This window comes from Exiguobacterium sp. TDN 0502, from assembly GCF_050846835.1.
GTDB lineage: Bacteria > Bacillota > Bacilli > Exiguobacteriales > Exiguobacteriaceae > Exiguobacterium_A.
The window spans coordinates 66,071-84,773 of sequence record NZ_JBOZGJ010000007.1 but is presented as its reverse complement, the minus strand read 5'-3'; the positions used below and the strand labels follow the sequence as shown (position 1 = coordinate 84,773).

The 18,703-nt window shown below is 48.5% G+C and carries 17 protein-coding genes and 1 riboswitch; of the genes, 11 read left to right on the top strand and 6 right to left on the bottom strand.

Going from position 1 to position 18,703, the window contains the following annotated elements; translation table 11 throughout:
* Position 1: 1 nt before the first annotated feature.
* Together ACRPK8_RS09240 and ACRPK8_RS09235 are read right to left on the bottom strand one after the other, a co-directional pair.
* The gene (locus tag ACRPK8_RS09240) at positions 2 to 856 is read right to left on the bottom strand and encodes a GRP family sugar transporter (protein WP_432237968.1); all 855 of its coding nucleotides are present in this window, start codon (positions 854 to 856) and stop codon (positions 2 to 4) included.
* A 137-nt stretch (positions 857 to 993) separates the two neighbouring features.
* Complete coding sequence (locus tag ACRPK8_RS09235) at positions 994 to 2,622, bottom strand: ABC1 kinase family protein (RefSeq protein WP_432237967.1); 1,629 nt, start codon at positions 2,620 to 2,622, stop codon at positions 994 to 996.
* Positions 2,623 to 2,787: 165 nt separating this feature from the next.
* Between ACRPK8_RS09235 and ACRPK8_RS09230 the strand changes: the two genes are divergently transcribed.
* Together ACRPK8_RS09230 and ACRPK8_RS09225 are read left to right on the top strand one after the other, a co-directional pair.
* A complete protein-coding gene (locus ACRPK8_RS09230) occupies positions 2,788 to 3,393 on the top strand; it encodes a trimeric intracellular cation channel family protein (RefSeq protein WP_432237966.1) in 606 nt (201 codons plus the stop codon).
* A gap of 2 nt (positions 3,394 to 3,395) precedes the next feature.
* On the top strand, positions 3,396 to 3,764 hold the full coding sequence (locus ACRPK8_RS09225; protein ID WP_432237965.1) for a DUF423 domain-containing protein: 369 nt from the start codon (positions 3,396 to 3,398) through the stop codon (positions 3,762 to 3,764).
* 98 nt (positions 3,765 to 3,862) lie between these two features.
* Here the strand turns inward: ACRPK8_RS09225 and ACRPK8_RS09220 are convergent, their stop codons facing one another.
* Together ACRPK8_RS09220 and hemQ are read right to left on the bottom strand one after the other, a co-directional pair.
* Positions 3,863 to 4,012, bottom strand: a complete 150-nt coding sequence (locus tag ACRPK8_RS09220; protein WP_023466754.1) for a hypothetical protein — start codon at positions 4,010 to 4,012, stop codon at positions 3,863 to 3,865.
* A gap of 103 nt (positions 4,013 to 4,115) precedes the next feature.
* Positions 4,116 to 4,892, bottom strand: coding sequence for a hydrogen peroxide-dependent heme synthase (hemQ, locus tag ACRPK8_RS09215; RefSeq protein ID WP_432237964.1), 777 nt, complete (start codon positions 4,890 to 4,892; stop codon positions 4,116 to 4,118).
* 345 nt (positions 4,893 to 5,237) lie between these two features.
* On the opposite strand from hemQ, the gene pta reads away from it, so the two are divergent.
* The 5 genes from pta to ACRPK8_RS09190 all read left to right on the top strand — a co-directional run bounded on the left by pta (position 5,238) and on the right by ACRPK8_RS09190 (position 10,373).
* Positions 5,238 to 6,224, top strand: a complete 987-nt coding sequence (pta, locus tag ACRPK8_RS09210; protein WP_432237963.1) for a phosphate acetyltransferase — start codon at positions 5,238 to 5,240, stop codon at positions 6,222 to 6,224.
* A 70-nt stretch (positions 6,225 to 6,294) separates the two neighbouring features.
* Positions 6,295 to 6,394: riboswitch (purine riboswitch) on the top strand.
* Between the two features lie 76 nt (positions 6,395 to 6,470).
* A complete protein-coding gene (locus tag ACRPK8_RS09205) occupies positions 6,471 to 7,055 on the top strand; it encodes a xanthine phosphoribosyltransferase (protein WP_432237962.1) in 585 nt (194 codons plus the stop codon).
* Positions 7,052 to 8,353 (top strand): nucleobase:cation symporter-2 family protein, encoded by a 1,302-nt coding sequence (locus ACRPK8_RS09200; RefSeq protein ID WP_432237961.1) that lies wholly within the window; start codon positions 7,052 to 7,054, stop codon positions 8,351 to 8,353. The genes ACRPK8_RS09205 and ACRPK8_RS09200 overlap by 4 nt, the downstream gene beginning before the upstream one ends.
* Positions 8,354 to 8,574: 221 nt before the next feature.
* Positions 8,575 to 9,951: an amino acid permease gene (locus ACRPK8_RS09195; RefSeq protein WP_432237960.1), complete on the top strand. Its 1,377-nt coding sequence runs from the start codon at positions 8,575 to 8,577 to the stop codon at positions 9,949 to 9,951.
* A 122-nt stretch (positions 9,952 to 10,073) separates the two neighbouring features.
* Positions 10,074 to 10,373: a rhodanese-like domain-containing protein gene (locus tag ACRPK8_RS09190; protein WP_432237959.1), complete on the top strand. Its 300-nt coding sequence runs from the start codon at positions 10,074 to 10,076 to the stop codon at positions 10,371 to 10,373.
* Between the two features lie 438 nt (positions 10,374 to 10,811).
* Here ACRPK8_RS09190 and ACRPK8_RS09185 read toward each other — a convergent pair whose 3' ends face one another.
* Positions 10,812 to 12,236, bottom strand: coding sequence for an IS1182 family transposase (locus tag ACRPK8_RS09185; RefSeq protein ID WP_432237958.1), 1,425 nt, complete (start codon positions 12,234 to 12,236; stop codon positions 10,812 to 10,814).
* 366 nt (positions 12,237 to 12,602) lie between these two features.
* Between ACRPK8_RS09185 and ACRPK8_RS09180 the strand changes: the two genes are divergently transcribed.
* From ACRPK8_RS09180 to ACRPK8_RS09165, 4 genes are all read left to right on the top strand, one after another.
* A complete protein-coding gene (locus ACRPK8_RS09180; protein ID WP_432237957.1) occupies positions 12,603 to 14,570 on the top strand; it encodes a methyl-accepting chemotaxis protein in 1,968 nt (655 codons plus the stop codon).
* Between the two features lie 168 nt (positions 14,571 to 14,738).
* A complete protein-coding gene (locus tag ACRPK8_RS09175; RefSeq protein WP_432237956.1) occupies positions 14,739 to 15,926 on the top strand; it encodes a DUF2157 domain-containing protein in 1,188 nt (395 codons plus the stop codon).
* Positions 15,923 to 16,366 (top strand): GDYXXLXY domain-containing protein, encoded by a 444-nt coding sequence (locus ACRPK8_RS09170; RefSeq protein WP_432237955.1) that lies wholly within the window; start codon positions 15,923 to 15,925, stop codon positions 16,364 to 16,366. The genes ACRPK8_RS09175 and ACRPK8_RS09170 overlap by 4 nt, the downstream gene beginning before the upstream one ends.
* Positions 16,367 to 16,404: 38 nt before the next feature.
* A complete protein-coding gene (locus ACRPK8_RS09165) occupies positions 16,405 to 16,566 on the top strand; it encodes a hypothetical protein (RefSeq protein ID WP_432237954.1) in 162 nt (53 codons plus the stop codon).
* A 276-nt stretch (positions 16,567 to 16,842) separates the two neighbouring features.
* On the opposite strand, the gene ACRPK8_RS09160 is transcribed toward ACRPK8_RS09165, so the two are convergent.
* Positions 16,843 to 18,636: a carbon starvation CstA family protein gene (locus ACRPK8_RS09160; RefSeq protein WP_294739492.1), complete on the bottom strand. Its 1,794-nt coding sequence runs from the start codon at positions 18,634 to 18,636 to the stop codon at positions 16,843 to 16,845.
* Positions 18,637 to 18,703 lie beyond the last annotated feature (67 nt).

The following is an 18,703-nucleotide window of genomic DNA, read 5'->3' as shown; positions in this document are numbered from 1 at the left end:
GTTATTGTTTCGTAAATCCAATCATGATTCCGCCGGCAACGACTAAGATACAGCCGATGATGACGAACGTCATTTCTTTCTTCGTTTTCGATTCTTTCAGTAAGAGGACGCCGCCGATCGTTGAGATGACGACACCGGTTTGGGAGAGCGAAAAGCTCGTTGCCACGCCGACTTTTGCTGTAGCGAATAAAAGAGCAACGTTCCCGACTGCCCACATGACACCACCGATGATGTTACCGCCTGTTTTCTTAGTGAAGAGGTCACCTTCACGTAAAGATAGAAGGATTGCACTGACGACCATCCCGATCGCTTGCGGTAAGACCGCTTCCCATCCATTGATATCGAACCAGCGGGCGATGACGACATACCCGACATATCCAACGGTCGAAATCAAAAGAAGCGTCAACCCTTTTCCGATGTTCTCATCTTCTTTACTCTTATCTTCCTTATAAGAGGTGAAAGCTGCTCCGGCAATGATTAATACGAGGGCACTGATACCAAGGATCAATGCAGTTGTCGTTGACCACTCACCGAAAGCGAGAACCCCGAATAAGGAAGTCCCGACGAGCTGCATCCCAGTTGAGATCGGCATCGTCTTCGAGACGCCCATCTGACGGAAGGCGGCAAACTGATTTTTTTGACCGAGGGCCCAGAAGGCACCCGAGAAGAATCCGGCGACCCAAGCAGTCGTCGACATCTCTGGACTAACAAAAAAGAAGGTAACAATGGCAAATAGCAAAGCACCCAGAGTCGTTCCGATAATTTGTTGCGCTGTCGAACCTCCGATTTTCGAGACGACGAGCGGCAACGATCCCCACATTAATGCGGGAACGATGGCAATTAAAATATCAAGCAAGTGTTTCACCTCTCCTTACTGTAGTCTCTCTACTTGAAGGTGTACCCCGCAAGACAATCGGAAAAACCTATCAATGCAGCATAAAGTTATTGTGAAATAAAAAACACCCACAAAGTGGGTGTGAAGAAACGTGTCGTTTATCGGAATGGTTCGTCAGCAATCCGAACGATTTGTCGCCCGATCCGCCGACCATTCCATAAGGCAATGATGGCAATCGTCAAGGAAATCCCCATGACGTCGTACTGCGTAAAATAATAGCCGAGATAACTAAACGGCAGACTGATGATCCCGACGAGTGAACTCGTCCACTGCCGGATTTTGAGGGATTCGATGTTCGCGACGCGAGAGAACTTTTGCTGCTCCATGATCCGCCAACGCGTCGGTTCACTGAGCGCATCGTTGACAAGGCGCGGGAAGGCAAGCAACCGCGCACCATATGATCCGGCGATCTGCAGGTAGCGGTTCTGGTTTTTCCCTTCGTCATCTAACCAGCGTCGAACCATTGGTTTAGCGAGTTCCAGTAAATTGATCTGTGGTGACAGAATTTGTAAGATGCCAAGAATCGTCGAGGCGGCGCGTCCGAAGAAAGCAAACTCAGCAGGGAGCTGGATCGGTTCGTTTCGGACGAGCAATTCGATGTCGGATAAGACTTTCTCGATCAGTTTCGTATCGACGTTTTCCATATCACTCTCGAGATAGAACGTGACCGCTTTTTCAATCGCTTGTCGGATATTTTGTTTGTTTGCATTCGGCAACAGGAAACGTAGATCTTCTAGACCATCGACGATTGCATCATAGTCCAACGTGACAAAGGACTGGAGAATCCGCTGGATCGCCCGCATGTCTTCTGGTGTCGTTGCGCCGATCATCCCGAAATCAAGCAGGACGATTTTTCCATCGGACTGGACGAGAACATTGCCCGGGTGCGGATCGGCGTGGAATTTCCCGCCAAATAGCAATTGTTCACCGGCATTCAGGAAGAGGTTACGCGCCAGTTCGTCACGATCGATTTGGTGTTCTGCTAAATAATCAAGGTCCGTGATCCGTGTCCCTTCAATCCATTCCATGACGAGCACCCGATTCGTACAATGTTCTTCATAATAACTCGGAATATAGATGACCGGGTTCGTCTCGTACATCTTTTTAAAGTAGAGACCGTTTTTTAATTCGGTCCGGTAATTCAACTCATCACCGATCACGAAGACCATCTGGCGATACAAGCTTTGTAAATCAGTCGATTTGTTTAAGGACGTCCGGCGCAGCATGGCAATGACGATGCGCATGGCACGGAAATCCGTCTTAATGATTTGTTCGATGTTCGGTCGCTGGACTTTGATCGCAACCTTTTTACCATTGGATTTTAGGATGCCGCTGTAGACTTCACCAATCGAGGCCGAAGCGACAGGGCGGGGACTGATGTCCGAGATGATCTCTTCAATCGGCATTCCCCAGTCCTCTTCGATGATCTTTCGTGACTCGCCGAGTTTGCTCGAAGGCACTTTATCGACGAGTTCGGTCAGTTCCATCAAGACGGACGGCGGAAACAAGTCGGCTCGGATCGACAAGAACTGACCGAGCTTGATCAGTAAGCCTTCTAGCCGTAACGCTTTTTTCTTATAATCACGCGCAATTCGGATCATGATGCGCTCAAACTCTTCATTATTCGTACCTGGCCGGTTTTTCCGGGTGAATCGATAGATCGTAAAAATATAACGTGCGAACATCGTCACGATGACGACGATGCGATAAAGCGCCCAACGTTTCATACGGTCACCTAGCTTCCTGTACAGTTTGTTTCAGTATAGGTTACTTTACCTAAAATCGTCACTCGCAAACGGTCGAAACGGTGACAGAAAATTAATGCTTTACGGAAACGGAAAAGAGAGTATAGTAAGTATTGGAATTTCTTTGTAGAAAGGTGAAATGTGTGCATGTCCTGGGACTTATTGAATATCATCGGCACGGTCGCTTTTGCGATGAGTGGGGCAATCGTTGCGATGGAAGAAAAATATGATTTATTCGGCGTCTGGCTGCTTGCTTTAATTACGGCGTTCGGTGGCGGTGCCATCCGCAACTTATTGATTGGTGTACCGGTATCGGCGCTGTGGTCGCAAGGTGGTCTCTTTTTAGTCGCGATTCTTGTTGCCTTGTTGATCTTCATGTTGCCCCAGTTGTTCTTGCCGCACTGGACACGTTGGGGTGTCCTCGCGGATGCGCTCGGGTTGTCTGCGTTTGCGATCCAAGGGGCGTTGATGGCGGCAGCAAAAGGGTTGCCATTGTCGGCAACGATTTCAGCTGCTGTGCTGACGGGTGTTGGCGGTGGGGTGATTCGCGATTTGCTCGCCGGTCGAAAGCCACTTGTCTTGCATAAAGAGATTTATGCGATGTGGGCCGTCATGGCAGCACTCGTGATTGACCGTTTCCAATTGACGAATCCTCTGCATTTGTTCACATTGCTCGGGCTCATCACCGTTTTACGTATGCTATCGTATTATTATGAATGGAATTTACCGGCACGACGGTTAGGGGGAGAATAAACATGAAAGTATTCATTATGATTGGCGCGATCTCGATGATGTTATCGGTCGCGCTGGGTGCATTCGGTGCCCACGCCTTAAAAGATATGTTGACGGAACGGATGCTCGCGAACTGGCAGACCGGTGTCCTGTATCAGATGATGCACTCGCTCGGTATTTTAGCACTCGGTGGACTCTTGTTAAAAGCATCGATTCCACAATGGTCGTTGGCTGCTTGGCTGATGCTCGCCGGAATCATTTTCTTCTCAGGTAGTCTGTACGTCATGGCGTTGACGAACGTGACGAAACTGGGAGCGATCACACCGATCGGTGGCGTCTTATTCATCGCGGCCTGGATCTTTGTCGCGATTGGTGCCTATAAAGGATTATGAGGATGGACCGTTTTTCTTCTGTTTTGGAGAAAAACGGTCTTTTTTTTGTATGAAAAACGCCTACTCGCGATGGAGTAGGCGTAGGTATCAAAACGAATTCATCGTTTTGTCGTTTGAGTTTTGTTTAGCTTCGATAATGCTTGCTCATAGCGATCCAGTACACGATCTGCAACCGGTTTCAGCTCTTTTGAAAGCACAGCGAATTGCAATTCACGCGATCGTGTTGATCGGTTCATAGCATTCCCCATGGTAATTCCTCCTTACGTAATCAACCTACTATTTTATAGTCTGTTTTGTAGCCGCAAGGAGTATATTCCCATGAGATATTTCTATCAAACGTCATTCAACACATTAAAGTGCAAAATGAGTAGTTAATTGTTCACTTTCAAGACGGTTGCCGATGAAGAACTCACCAAACTCACCGTACTTCGCGCTGACTTCGTCAAAACGCATTTCATAGACGATTTTCTTGAACTGAAGAATGTCGTCTGAGAAGAGCGTAACGCCCCATTCCCAATCGTCAAATCCAGTTGATCCACCGATGATTTGCTGAATTTTCCCAGCATAACTCCGACCGATCATACCGTGACGATACATGAGCTCTTTACGTTTTTCCATCGAGAGCGTGTACCAGTTGTCGCCATCGCGACGTGACTTGCTCATCGGATAGAAGCAGATGTGCTTCGCTTGCGGCAAGATTGGATAGAGACGATCACGCACGTAAGGGTTCTCGTATGGGTTTCCTTCGCCTGAACCACGGTACGTACCGAGTTCGACGACAGAGACGTAAGAGTACGTCGGAATCAAGTAATCGTAGAGATCAAGTTTCTGCATCTTGACTTCGACGTCTTGGATTTGTTCCATCGTCGGGCGAAGGACCATCAAGACGAGATCGGCTTTTTGACCAATGATCGTATACAGTGCGTGGCTTCCGTCTTTTGCCGCTTCGACGCCAGAAAGCTCTGAGAGGAACGCTTGGAATTCTTCAATCATACGCGCACGCTCTGTCGCGTCGACTTGTTTCAAGCGTGACCAATCGATCCGGCGGAAATCATGTAATGTATACCAGCCGTCGAGTGTTTCAGCGGCTTGTTGCGTAGCAGTCGGTTCAGATGTTTGGTGTTGCATGGGATGACCTCCTGAGTCTGAAATAAATTGTCTTTTTCCATATCCTATCTTATCACATTCTATTGAAACGCTTCGCCCGAAAAGGTCTTTGTCCATGAGATCGTAACACATGAAAAAAGCAGAGAGTGGGTAAAAGGGGAAGTGGAGATTACTTTGCTTGGAAATAGTCTCTGTACCATTCTTGAAAATGACTGTAATAGTCGGTGAATATGGCTTCAGTGCTTTTGTTAGATAACTTTTTTGCAAATTGTTTTAACAACGATTGAGAACTGTGTATAATAAACGATGGAAAAGAAAATCGATCAAATCGACGACGTCGTGTTTACCTAAAAAGGAGAGAAACTCATGCAATTATTCGATATGTTAGAACAAAAGATTAAAGCGCACCAACCGAAAATCGTCTTCCCAGAAGGAATTGACGCGCGTGTTCTCGGCGCAGCTGTCCGTTTGAAAAAAGACGGTCTTGTCACACCGGTCGTCATCGGACCACGTGCACAAATCGAAGAAACAGCAACAGCGAACGGCATCGATGTCACGGGACTCGATACGATCGACCCGGCTTCTTACGCTGGCATTGATGAGCTCGTCGCATCGTTCGTTGAGCGTCGTAAAGGGAAAGCAACAGAAGAGCAAGCGCGTGAAGTCATTCTAAAGGACGTCAACACGTTCGGTACGATGCTCGTTCACACAGGACAAGCAGAAGGTCTCGTCTCGGGTGCAATGCACGCAACAGGCGATACAGTGCGTCCGGCACTTCAAATCATCAAGATGCAAGAAGGCTATAAAAAAACATCCGGCGTCTTCATCATGGTACGTGACGATGAGCAATACGTCTTCGCAGACTGCGCGATCAACATCGCACCGGATGCAAACGATCTAGCGGAGAACGCAATCGCCTCTGCAAAAACAGCAAAAACATTCGGGATCGATCCGAAAGTGGCATTGCTCAGCTTCTCGACAAAAGGTTCAGCAAAATCACCTGAGACAGAGCGTGTCGTTGAAGCAACGCGCATCGCTAAAGAACGTGCGCCAGAGCTTGCGATCGACGGTGAACTCCAATTTGATGCTGCATTCGTGCCAAGCGTCGCGAAATCAAAAGCACCAGAATCAGATGTTGCGGGTCAAGCGAACGTTTTCATCTTCCCAAGTCTTGAAGCAGGAAACATTGGCTACAAAATCGCACAACGTCTTGGTGGATTCGAAGCAATCGGTCCGATCCTTCAAGGTTTGAACAAACCGGTCAACGATCTCTCACGCGGTTGTAACGAAGAGGATGTCTACAAACTTGCGATCATTACGGCAGCACAAGCGGTCGAAGAACGCCAAGCCTAAGCGCGGTGTGAAAAAGTCTTTACTTTTTCGCTAAACCCCGTACAATGATACACATCACGAAAATCACGAAACGTAAACGTATAGCAACGCTCGTATAATAGTGGGAATTGGCCCACGAGTCTCTACCGGATCGCCGTAACGGTCCGACTACGGGTGGTGAGTTACTGCTCTCTTTTTTGGCGTACAGTGGCTGCCCCCGGGTAGCGGCTGTACGTTTTTTCGTTTTTTAAAGAGGAGAATGCATGTATGAAACGTCTACACGACATGATCAATCAAGAGGGAATCGTTTTATCGGATCAAGTATTGAAAGTGGATGCCTTTTTAAACCACCAGGTCGACCCGACTTTGATGTGGGAAATCGCCTATGAGTTCATGGATCGCTTCCAAGATGCCGGTATCACGCGGATTTTGACAATCGAAGCGGGGGGTATTGCCCCGGCAATGATGACGGCACTCCGCTTAGGGGTACCGATGGTTTATGCTCGGAAGACGAAATCGGTCACGCTGAATGAAGGAACGATTTCAGCTGAAGTCTTCTCGTTTACGAAACAACAGACGAGTACGATTACGGTCGCAGAAAAGTACTTACAGCCGGGCGAACGTGTTTTGATCATCGACGATTTCCTCGCGAACGGGGAAGCTGCATTTGGTCTCGCGCGCCTCGTTGAGCAGGCAGGTGCGGAAGTTGCTGGTTTTGGGATCGTCATTGAAAAGTCATTCCAACCAGGGCGTCAAAAACTGATCGACGCCGGATTCCGTGTCGAGTCACTCGCACGCGTGGAGTCGTTGAAGGACGGAAAAGCGACGTTCGTCGATACGGTGACTGTATGAGACTATCGAACTTTAAAGCCGCCAGTCTCGGACTTCAGCATGTGCTCGCGATGTACACAGGAGCAGCTGTCGTTCCACTGATCGTCGGGAGTGCGATCGGATTGTCAGGTGAAGAATTAGCTTATTTAGTTGCGATTGATCTCTTCATGTGTGGAGTAGCGACCCTACTACAAGTGCTCGTCACAAAATATACAGGCGTCGGTCTACCGGTCGTCCTCGGTTGTACCTTCACGGCAGTCGGTCCGATGATTGCAATCGGTAGTCTTCAGGGGATTACGGCGATTTATGGCGCTTTGATTGCAAGTGGGCTGATCATTCTTGTCATTTCAGGATGGTTTAGTAAGATTGCGGTCTTATTTCCGCCAGTCGTCCTTGGTTCTGTCGTGACAATCATCGGGATTTCCTTGATTCCGGCTGCGATCAACGATATCGGAGGTGGACAGGGAGCGAAGGACTTTGGTGACTTACGTTATCTCGGACTCGCCGGACTAACGATCGTCTTGATTTTAATCTTGAACCGTTATGGTACGGTCTTCTCAAAAGCAGCAGCTATCTTGATTGCGGTGATGATCAGTACACTCGTTGCCTTTGGTATGGGGATGATTGACTTCAGTCCGGTGGCGGAAGCGTCCTGGTTCCAGATGGTGACGCCGTTTTACTTCGGTGTCCCGACATTTAATGCGACGGCGATCTTGACGATGACACTCGTCGGTCTTGTCTCGATGGTCGAATCGACGGGTGTATTCTTAACGCTTGGTGAGATTACGGATCGCCGTTTGACGGACAAGGATTTGGCACGTGGCTACCGGGCAGAAGGCGTTGCGACAATCGTTGGCGGCATCTTCAATAGTTTCCCGTATACGACCTACAGCCAAAATGTCGGTCTGGTCCAGTTGACAGGGGTTAAGACGCGTAAGGTCATTTTGTTTGCCGGTGGATTTTTGATCTTGCTCGGTTTCTTGCCGAAAGTCGCGACGTTTACGACGTTGATTCCAAAACCCGTCTTGGGCGGGGCGATGTTAATCATGTTCGGAACGGTCGCAGCAAGCGGGATTCGTATTCTGTCGCGGGTTGATTTTTCGAAGAACGAACACGTCATCACGGTGGCACTTGCCCTCGGAATCGGTTTAGGTATCAGTATGAATCCTGAAATCGTTGCCGGTCTGCCGTCGCAAATCCGTGTCTTGACGGATAGCCCGATCGTCGCGGGTTCTCTCACGGCATTATTACTGAACGGGATCTTCCGGTTGACCGGGAAGTCTGAGTCAGTAGACACGCCACTTGCTAAAGTTGATTAACAATTGTAACTTTCCGAAAGGAGCCGTCCTGTATACTATTTAGTAGCAGGAGGTTCCTTTTTTTATACTGCTAACGTAATCAGAATATTCCGAGTATGTGTATTGGGTAATAAATATTATATGAAAACGTTTACAAAATCGACACATCTTCTTTATACTGACAACGTAGCGGTACGGGGAACTGCTAAGAATCAAACAGAGACGGGAAGGACGTCGTAGAAATGAAACAACAGACAGAGTTGAATCGGGGACTGGAAGAACGTCATATTACATTGATGTCGCTGGGGGCGGCGATCGGTGTCGGACTCTTCCTCGGATCAGCGAAAGCGATCCAACTGGCAGGTCCGGGAATTTTATTCGGATATCTCATTGGCGGAATCATCATCTTCATCATCATGCGAGCACTTGGGGAGCTTGCGGTGCGGGAGCCGATCGCCGGTAGTTTTGCCGAGTATGCCCGAAAGTATGTCAGTCCATTAGCTGGCTTTTTAACAGGTTGGAATTATTGGTTACTCTGGATTTTTACGTGTATGGCGGAAATCACGGCGGTCGGTATTTACATGAAAGTGTGGTTCCCGGATTCCCAGGGGTGGGTATGGGCGCTAGCGGCACTCGTGTTGATGACGAGCATCAACTTCATTGCTGTTAAATTTTATGGTGAATTCGAGTTTTGGTTTGCGTTAATTAAAATCGTCGCCATCGTCGCCATGATCATCTTAGGGACTTTGACGATTGTCATTGGTCTTGGAAACGGCGGCACACCGGTTGGAATCTCAAACCTGTGGTCACATGGTGGATTCCTGCCGAACGGATTCGGTGGCGTACTCCTTGCCATGCAGATGGTCATGTTTGCCTTCTTAGGAATTGAAGTGATTGGGGTCACAGCAGGGGAAGCGAAGAATCCGAAGAAAACGATTCGAAAAGCCGTTAATAACGTCTTCCTTCGGATATTAGTCTTCTACATCGGGGCGCTCTTCGTCATTTTATCGATTTATCCATGGGATCAAGTCGGGGCGAACAACAGCAGTCCGTTCGTATTGTTATTTGATTCACTTGGTATTCCGGCAGCAGCCGGTATCATCAATTTCGTTGTCTTGACGGCAGCACTCTCGTCATGTAATTCGGGGATCTTCTCGACAGCCCGGATGATGATGAACCTATCTGAGAACAGTGAAGCACCACGCAGTTTCTCGAAAATCTCGAAAAACGGTGTTCCGGCACTGGCGACGATTTTGTCGGGTGTTGCCTTACTCGTTGGTGTTGCCTTGAACTACTTCTTACCGGAAGATGTCTTTGCAATCGTGACGAGTATCGCAACGTTCGGTGCCGTCTGGACGTGGGCGATGATTTTAATCGCACAAATGCGGGCCCGGAAAGTACATGGTTCAGCTGAGTTCGCTGTCCCGTTCTTCCCGGTTGCGAACTATATCGCACTCGCAGCACTTGCCGGTGTCATCGTCTTGATGGCGTTTGATGCAAGTACACGGATTGCGCTGGTTGTCGGACCACTGTGGTATGCGATTCTGATTGCTGTCTATTATGCACGGGGAATGCATAAGGAGACACGTCAATCGACGCGGCGGGCATCAGGGGAATAATACTATGGACGGATCCGTAAGTGGATCCGTCTTTTTTCGTTCCATTGTATAGAACGGTTTCGTTTTGTTTTAATGAGAGATTTGCTACACTTACGTCAGAACGATACAGGAGGTCATACGAGATGAAAACGATTCATGTAGATGAATTACAAGAGCGATTAGAGGCGGGCGAGGCGTTGCATGTCGTCGACGTACGCGAGCAGGACGAATATGATGCAGGACATATTCCGAATGTCCGCTTCCTTCCGATGTCTGAGATCGGTGAACGCTATACAGAATTACAAGAAGGCGAAACGTACTACTTGATCTGCAAAGCCGGCGGACGCAGTGAAAACGTTGGTCGTTTCCTCGAGCAATACGGATACGACGTCGTCAACGTTGAAGGCGGTATGATGAACTGGAAGGGCGATCAAGAAGCCTAAGCGTTACCAAGGGAGACGACTCAAAAGGAGTCGTCTCAGATTGTCTCAGATTTTAGACAAATGGGTTGACTCTCAAAAAAAGAATGACTTGTCTTTTCATGCCCTTCCCTCAGGCGAGACACAAGCCCGTTTTCCCGCTCCATTTGAGCAGGAAAACGGGCCTTGTTTGTCTCTGACAGCGCAAAGTCGCGCTTTTTCCTGTAGGAGTGACGTGTAACGTCTCATTCTTTTTATACCCGAAAGAAGGATCAGAGAAGCGTTTTGTTAACTCGACATCGCTTCCTAGGGAAAAACAAGCAAGAGCGACCCTGCAGCGAAGCGAAGCGGCGCGATGCTTGTCCCAGGAAAACGATGCGAGACGAACAAAAAAGCAAATCCTTCTCGTTAGAGAACAATTACACGTTGTCTTCAGTCTCAGACGACTCAAAAGGAGTCGTCTCAGATTGTAGACAAACCCTCATTTCGTGAGCGAAATGAGGGTTTGTTGTATGTATTGATCACTAAAATGTCAAAGAAACGTGGATTCCCTGAGGAATCCCAGGACCAATTCGCAATTTTTTTGAGGTTCAGGGCAATGAAAGTAAGCATCGCTTGAAGCGTCGTTTTTTTCACTCCGCGGTAGCGGGTCCAACGCATGCCATGCTTCTCTTTCGCGTCTGCGAAGACACGTTCGATTGTTTCCTGACGTTTTCGATACAACGCTCGATTCACATCCGTATGTCTGAGATGCTCGACTTCATCCATTGCTTCTTGCCAGAGATGACGGAGGATGACTTTTCTGTGATCACGACTCTTCGTACACTGTGAAAGGAGTGGACATGTCTCGCAAATACGAGGATCAGAGACATACTCCCGGTAGCCATCCCGAGTCGTCGTCCGGTAACGGAGGATCTGATTGTTCTCACAAAGATAACAGTCATAGTATTCGTCATAAAAGAAGTCCTTCTTCTTTAACATCCCCTTCACCCCTCCGGGGCGTGTATACGGGAAGACTGCTAAAATATCTTGTTCGCGAAGACGGTGGGCGATCGGAATCGTCTTATAGGCAGCGTCGGCAACGACGGCGAATGGTTTCCCGAAGTGTTCCGTGACGGTTTGAAGAAGTGAAGGGAAGACGACACTATCGTGGACATTGCCTGGTGTCACAATCATCCCGAGGACAAAACCATGTCGGTCACAGGCCGTATGACACGAATAAGCGAATTGCTTCTCACGTTCCCCCTTCACGTAATAGCCACTCTCCGGATCTGTCGTGCTCTCCTTTATCTGACGTTCTTCAACACTCTTCGTCTTGGGGGTGAAGGGCTTTTTTCCATGTAAGATCCGATCCTCGTTGACTTCTTGATCTAATTCGTCCTTGTACTGCTGGGCAGCGCGCCGAACGAGCTTCTTCTTGAGCTTCCGTTTATTTGCGTTCGCCTTGATGTGGGTGGAGTCGATAAACAGGACCGAAGGGTCCACGAACCCGGCTTCGATTCCTTGAGTGAGGACACGATAAAAAATACTCTCAAAGACGTCCGTATCCCGAAAGCGACGGACGTAGTTCTTCCCGAACGTAGAGAAATGGGGCACCTTCTCATCCAGCCCAAGACCTAAAAACCAACGGTACGCCACGTTAGTCTCGATCTCTTTGATGGTACGTCGCATGGAAGGAATACCGAATACATATTGGAGAAGCGCCATCTTGATTAATAGGACGGGGTCGATGCTTGGTCTGCCATTATTTTCGCTGACGGCACGATAGATGAAGTCGACATCGATAACCGCATCGAGTTTGCGGACAAGGTGGTCCTGCGGGACCAGTTGTTCCAATGTGATGGTGACATGTTCTGATCGATGATGGTGATTTCTCTTACCCATCATTGGAAGTCCTCCTCCTTCTTCGTTTCTACTTTTTTTATACCCGGAAGAAAGAGGAGAGAAGCGTTTTGTTCACTCGAAATCGCTTCCTAGGGAAAAACAAGCAGGAGCGACCCTGCAACGAAGTGAAGCGGCGCGATGCTTGTCCCAGGAAAACGATGCGAGACGAACAAAAAAGCAAATCCTTCTCGTTAGAGAACAATTACACGTTGTCTTCAGTCTCAGACGACTCAAAAGGAGTCGTCTTTTTTCATGTGAATCTATGAACGATTATCCATTTTTCTATGAACATTTTCGTTGTTCTTCCGATAAAGAAGGTAGAATAGCGAGTCCCTGCACTCGAGAATGGAGTGACACATGGAACAAAAGATGAAACGAACGATGAGTATCAAACAAAAATTAATCGTGACATCAGTTCTGCTCTTAATGATTCCTGCGTTAGTGATTGGCTTTGTTGCCTATGATCTCGCGAAACAAAAGATGACGGAACAAATCCTGCAATCGGCCCACGGTGGAGTCGATCGGATGAACGATGAGATTCAGAACATCATTGATCCGATGCGACGCGATGTTGCCTTTTTTGCGGACCGGATTGATGGAACGCTCTATCAACAAGGAAAACAAAATGCAGCGTTAAAGGAAAAAATGACGGAATACCTTGATATGCATCCGCAAGCAGCGAACATCTATTTCGCGACGACGGAAGGAGATATGAACATTTTCCCGGAACAGGTCATGCCCGAGAATTATGACCCACGTGAACGCCCATGGTATCAGTCAGCGGAAGCAGCAGGCGGAAAAGTCGTCATCACCGATCCGTACGTTGATGCGGCCTCGAACAAGATGATGGTGACATTGTCACAGACAACGGGTAACGGCAAAGGCGTCGTGGCGATTGATGTCGATGTCGACCGCATCGCGGAAATCGCAAAAAAGATTAAAATTGGTAAAGAAGGTTATGTGACGATTCTCGATTCGAATAAGAAGTTCGTTACGCACCCGACACTAAAACCAGGTGAAAAAGCGACAGGGAGCTGGGTAGCCCCACTCTATGCGGATCCTGCCGGACGATTTTCGTATGAATTCGAAAATGAAGGCAAGCAGATGGATTTCATGACGAACGATCTGACGAAGTGGAAAGTTGCCGGAACACTGTACGATCATGAAATCACCGATGCGACGTCGAGTATTCTTTGGACGACACTCGCCGTCATCGGTGGGATGTTGCTTATTGCAGCTGTCTTCATCTATTTCATTCTGCGGTCGATCCTCCGCCCACTCGGTCATTTGACGCGTGGAGCAGAACGGATTCAAGCTGGTGATTTAACGGAACCCGTCATCGTCGAGTCAAACGATGAAGTCGGACAGGTCGCACAAAGCTTTAACGTCATGGTCGATTCACTCCGCTCCATCATCATCAATCTCGATCAGTCAATCACACAAGTGGCGGGCTCTTCCCAGGAATTGATGGCGAACTCTGCCCAAACGACATCGGCATCGGAACAGATCGCGGGATCGATTCAACAGGTCGCAGCAGGAGCAGATCAATCGAAACGTCAACTCGATGCGAACGCTGTTTCGCTCCAGTCGATTACAGCCGGCATCATGCGAATCGCCGAGAGCTCGACGGACGTCTCGGAACTGTCACGTTCAACGGCTACAGAAGCTGAGAACGGAACAGTTGCTGTACTGCAGAACGTCCAGCAGATGAAAGAAATCGATGCCTCTGTTCAAAACTTTGGTGGCGTCATCAGTTCACTCGCACATCGTTCAAATGAGATCGGAAAAATCGTCGATGTCATCAATGGCATTGCCGAACAAACGAATTTATTGGCACTGAACGCGGCGATTGAAGCGGCACGCGCAGGCGAAAACGGAAAAGGCTTTGCCGTCGTCGCGAGTGAAGTACGTAAACTGGCAGAGCAGTCGCAGGATTCAACGAAGCAGATTGCGCAGCTGATTCAAAACATCAAACAGGAAACGGATCAGTCGGTCACGCTGATGAAGGAAGTCTCAGGGCAGACGAAAGCCGGTTTGTCGACGACAGAAGCATCGGCAGAACGTTTCCAGAAGATCCTTGAACGCACGCAGGAGATGACACCACGGATCGAAGACGTGACGGCGACGGTCGAGGAGATTGCGGCGAACGTCCAAGAAGTGTCAGCGTCTGCGACGGAAATCGCCCATATCGCGCAAGAGAACTCATCTGCGTCAAAACAAGTCGCAACGACGACGGAAGAGCAGTTGAGTGCGATGGAAGAGATTTCGCAATCAGCGAAAGCATTATCCGATATGGCGGAAGAATTACAGGTACTCGTTGCCCGTTTCCGCGTTTAAACAATTGATTACAAAAAGCGAGGAAGCCTGTCTTCCTGGCTTTTTTTGTCTGTCAACATTTCTGTGACGGACTGAACAAATAACTTGAAATCCGTGTTGTTCCGGGCTTGAGACGACGTTAAAACGGGAATTTAATAAGTATCTAACACGTCGAAGGAGGTGGGTACGGTGAAGCAGTTACGCAAGTTGACCGAGTGGAGCGAAGCAGGTCTTTTGGACGAAGCAACCATTGAACGAATCGTTAATTATGAGAACCATCGTAAGGAGAAGCAACGTCTACCACTCTTGTTAATCGTAGGCGGTACGTTCGTTGCATTAGCTGTGTTCAGCTTTTTAGCTGCCAACTGGCAAGCGATGCCGATCGGCTGGAAAATCGGACTCGTCGTAGCACTGATGTGGGGCTGTTACGTCATGGCAGATCTTTCGGAGCGTCGGAGTATTCTTCATCCAATCATCTTTCGAATCGGTGGAATTCTAGCGTTTGGTGCCTCGATTCTTGTTGTTGTTCAAAGTTTTCACTTGCCGATGGAAGGCGCGTTACTCGGTTGGTGTGTGTTTGTCGCCGCATTAGTGCATTATGTGCTGTGGCGTCACGAAGCATACGGTGTCGTCGCTTTCCTTTCCGGATGGACAATCTTCACAAGTCTCGGGGGCTTTGGTCAGGAGCAGGCGAGTTATCTCGACTGGACATCATTCGGTCTGATGGTCATTTTGTCGTTCAGCTGGTTTTACTTCAGTCAGCGTCTGCCGTCACTTTTGTTTAGCTGGTTGTTTCTCTTTTTCAGCGGCTTATCCTTATTTCTCCTCGTGTCATATGACGGATTCCTGTGGCCGGTCTGGACGCTATTCTTACTCGTTCCAGTGCTCTGGCTTGTTCGCGAGGAGTCCAACCGCCGAATCGTTGAGATGATCTATCTGATTGTTGCTGCTATTAGTTCAATCGTCTATCTGTCCGTTCGGGCGGAATCAACCGTTGCATTACCTTCCGTGACAGAAGCAGTTCTGCTAGCAATCGTATCTATCGGGTTAGGAATCTTCCTCTATCAAAAACACCGTTCTTTATTATTCATCGTTCCGCTTGGTTTCGTCGGAGTCCTTTGGCTCGATGAACAGGCGATTCTACTCGCTATCCTTTTTGAATTATCCGCGCTACTGTATCTGTTATATCAAGAACGCCGTCATGCCGTCGTCTGGCCAGCTTTTCTCTATTTCATTCTCGTTCAAATCGCGATATACGTCATCTATGCGTGGGATCGGTTGAACATGTCCTTATTTTTCCTCATCGGTGCGCTGCTCATCTTCCTATTGTCGGGTGTCTTATGGTGGTTGCGCCGTAGAGGAGGTGTGGCGTCATGAAACGCTATCTCATGCCCGTATTGCAGACGTGCGCCGTCGGTTTGTTGATCGTTAGCTTTTTTGCGACCTCTTGGTTCGGAACATCGTATCGCTTTCGGGCAGAACCGTTTGATCCGTTTGATCCCGTTTACGGTGAATACGTGATGCTTCAGTATCCGGATTTAAAACCAGGTCCGACGATTCAGAACGGACGTGTCTATGTCAGCTTCAAGACGGATGCTTCTGGTTATGCTCACATCGATCGGATTTCGAATGAACGATTCTTTGGAAGTGTCGCTGGTGATTATTATGATCGATATGTGTCGATTCCACAGCTGACACAGTATTATGTCGAACAGGGAAGCGGAAAACAATATGAGAAAGCAAAAGCCCTGGAAGTCCGTGCGGATGTGTCACCATGGGGAACGATCCGGACGACGAATTTAAAAATTTCTGAGTAAAAAACCCTGGCGTCAGGAATGAAACAGTCAGCAATGCGATGGATCTTCGTGGATTTGGTGCCGGACGAAAGCGGACGTGGTACAACCAACAGACGACGACACGAATCGATTATGTCGCGATCAGTTGTGTAGTACTGTTGACGATTTTCTCATTTGTCGTCACTTTCTATGATGGTGACTGCTTTTATAATCCATTTTAAAACGGGATGCGAAAAAGGGCTGACTTAAAAGTCAGTTTCCACAAAGATAAGGGTGGCAGAATGATGATCTGCCACCCTTATCTCGTAAAAAAGAATGACTCATTACGCGCCACTCCTACAGGAAAAAGCGCATTTTTGCGCTGTCAGAGACAAACAAGACCCGCTTTCCTGCTTGAACGAAGCAGGAAAACTGGCTTGTGTCTCGCCTGAGGAAAGGGCGTGAAAAGACGAGTCATTCTTTTTTGAGTCAACCCCTTTGTCATATCATTGATCCACTTACGCGGATCGTTTTTGATTTTCCCAACGTGGTGAATTTAATAATTCGATCCATTTCTTGACGGCTGAAATCGTGATGACGATCGCGAGCAGCCCCATCGTGACGGACAAGACTGTATTCAAGATGCTGAAACCTGGAGAATCCGGATTCGCATAGACGTTTGCGACCATCCAGATATCCGCGAACGTTACCGTGATCAGAAGGTAGACGAGCGGGATGAACGTCGTCAACGCATAGACTTTTTTATCAGCGATTTTCAAGATGATCGTCGTTCCGATGATTAAGCCGATCGACGCCATTAGCTGATTGGATACCCCGAATAATGCCCAAATCGAACCGATGTCACCCGAGAACAGGAGATAGCCCCAGAAGAACGTTCCGAGTGCTGAAGCGAAGATGGCACCTGGAATCCAGTCGACGCGTTTGAGCGGTTTGTAGAACTCACCGAAGAAATCTTGAATCAAGTACCGGGCGACACGTGTTCCTGCATCGATTGCTGTCAGAATGAAAACAGCTTCGAACAAAATGACGAATTGGAAGAAGAAGCCGGCAATCTCTTTGAACCATGGGATGGCGCGGAAGATGAACGTCATACCGACGGCGAGTGAGACGGCACCACCTGTTCGACCTGCCAGATCAAGACCGATTTCACGTGAGAGCTCATCGAGATAAACCGTGCTCATACCGAGCGTCGCGAATACTTCAGGAGTTGAGTTGATGGCGAAGTAGTCACCGACTTCAAGAGATGTCGCAGCGATCAATGCCATGACGGCAACGAGACACTCGACAAGCATGGCACCGAAAGCGACCGGTTTGATATCGCTCCAGCGATTGATCATTTTTGGCGTCGTACCAGAACCGACGAAAGCGTGGAAGCCAGAGATCGCACCACAGGCAATCGTGATTGAGATGAACGGCCAGACTGGACCAGCGATGATTGGACCGCCACCATCAACAAACTTCGTGAACGCAGGGAAACGAATATCCGGATTGATGATGAAGACACCAACGATCAACGCAAGGAAAACACCGATCTTCATGAAACTTGATAAATAGTCGCGAGGTGCGAGTAAGAGCCAAACCGGCAAAGCAGCAGCGAAGAAGGCATAAATCGGTAGGGCGATCGCGAGCTGACGTGACGAAAGATCGAACCAATCACCGATGAATGTTTCCGTCAACTGGGGACCGAAACCAATTGCCGCTAGAATCAGTAAGAAACCAACCGTTGAAGCAAGTGCTAGATTACCACCTTTGCGTAAGTAAATCCCAACGAGCATCGCAATCGGAATCGTCGAGAAGACAGCAAATGTACCCCATGGGTTATGTTCAAGTGCGTGCAGGACGACCATCGATAGACCGGCCATCGTGATCGTGATGATGAACAGCATCGCGAGACCGGCACAAAAACCAGCGACGGGACCTAATTCTTTTTTAGCGACTTCCGACAGCGACTGACCATCTTGGCGCATCGAGGCAAAAAGAACGACCATATCATGGACCGCTCCACCGATGACGGCACCGATCAAGAGCCACAGTAAGCCAGGAAGGTATCCGAACTGCGCAGCAAGGACAGGTCCGACGAGTGGACCGGCAGCAGCGATTGCTGCGAAGTGGTGTCCGAACGAGACCCATTTGTTCGTTGGGACGTAATCTTTTCCGTCCGCTAGTTTATGAGCGGGCGTTTCGCGATCATCTTTGATTTTTAAGACTTTCGCGGCCATGAACGTGCCGTAGAGACGATACGCGATTAATAAGATACAGATGACAGCAATAACGATGGGAGTAGCGCTCATCTAAAATTCCTCCTCTTGAATGAACTATGATGGATTTAGTATACAAGTTATGGAAGCGCTTTCTTTG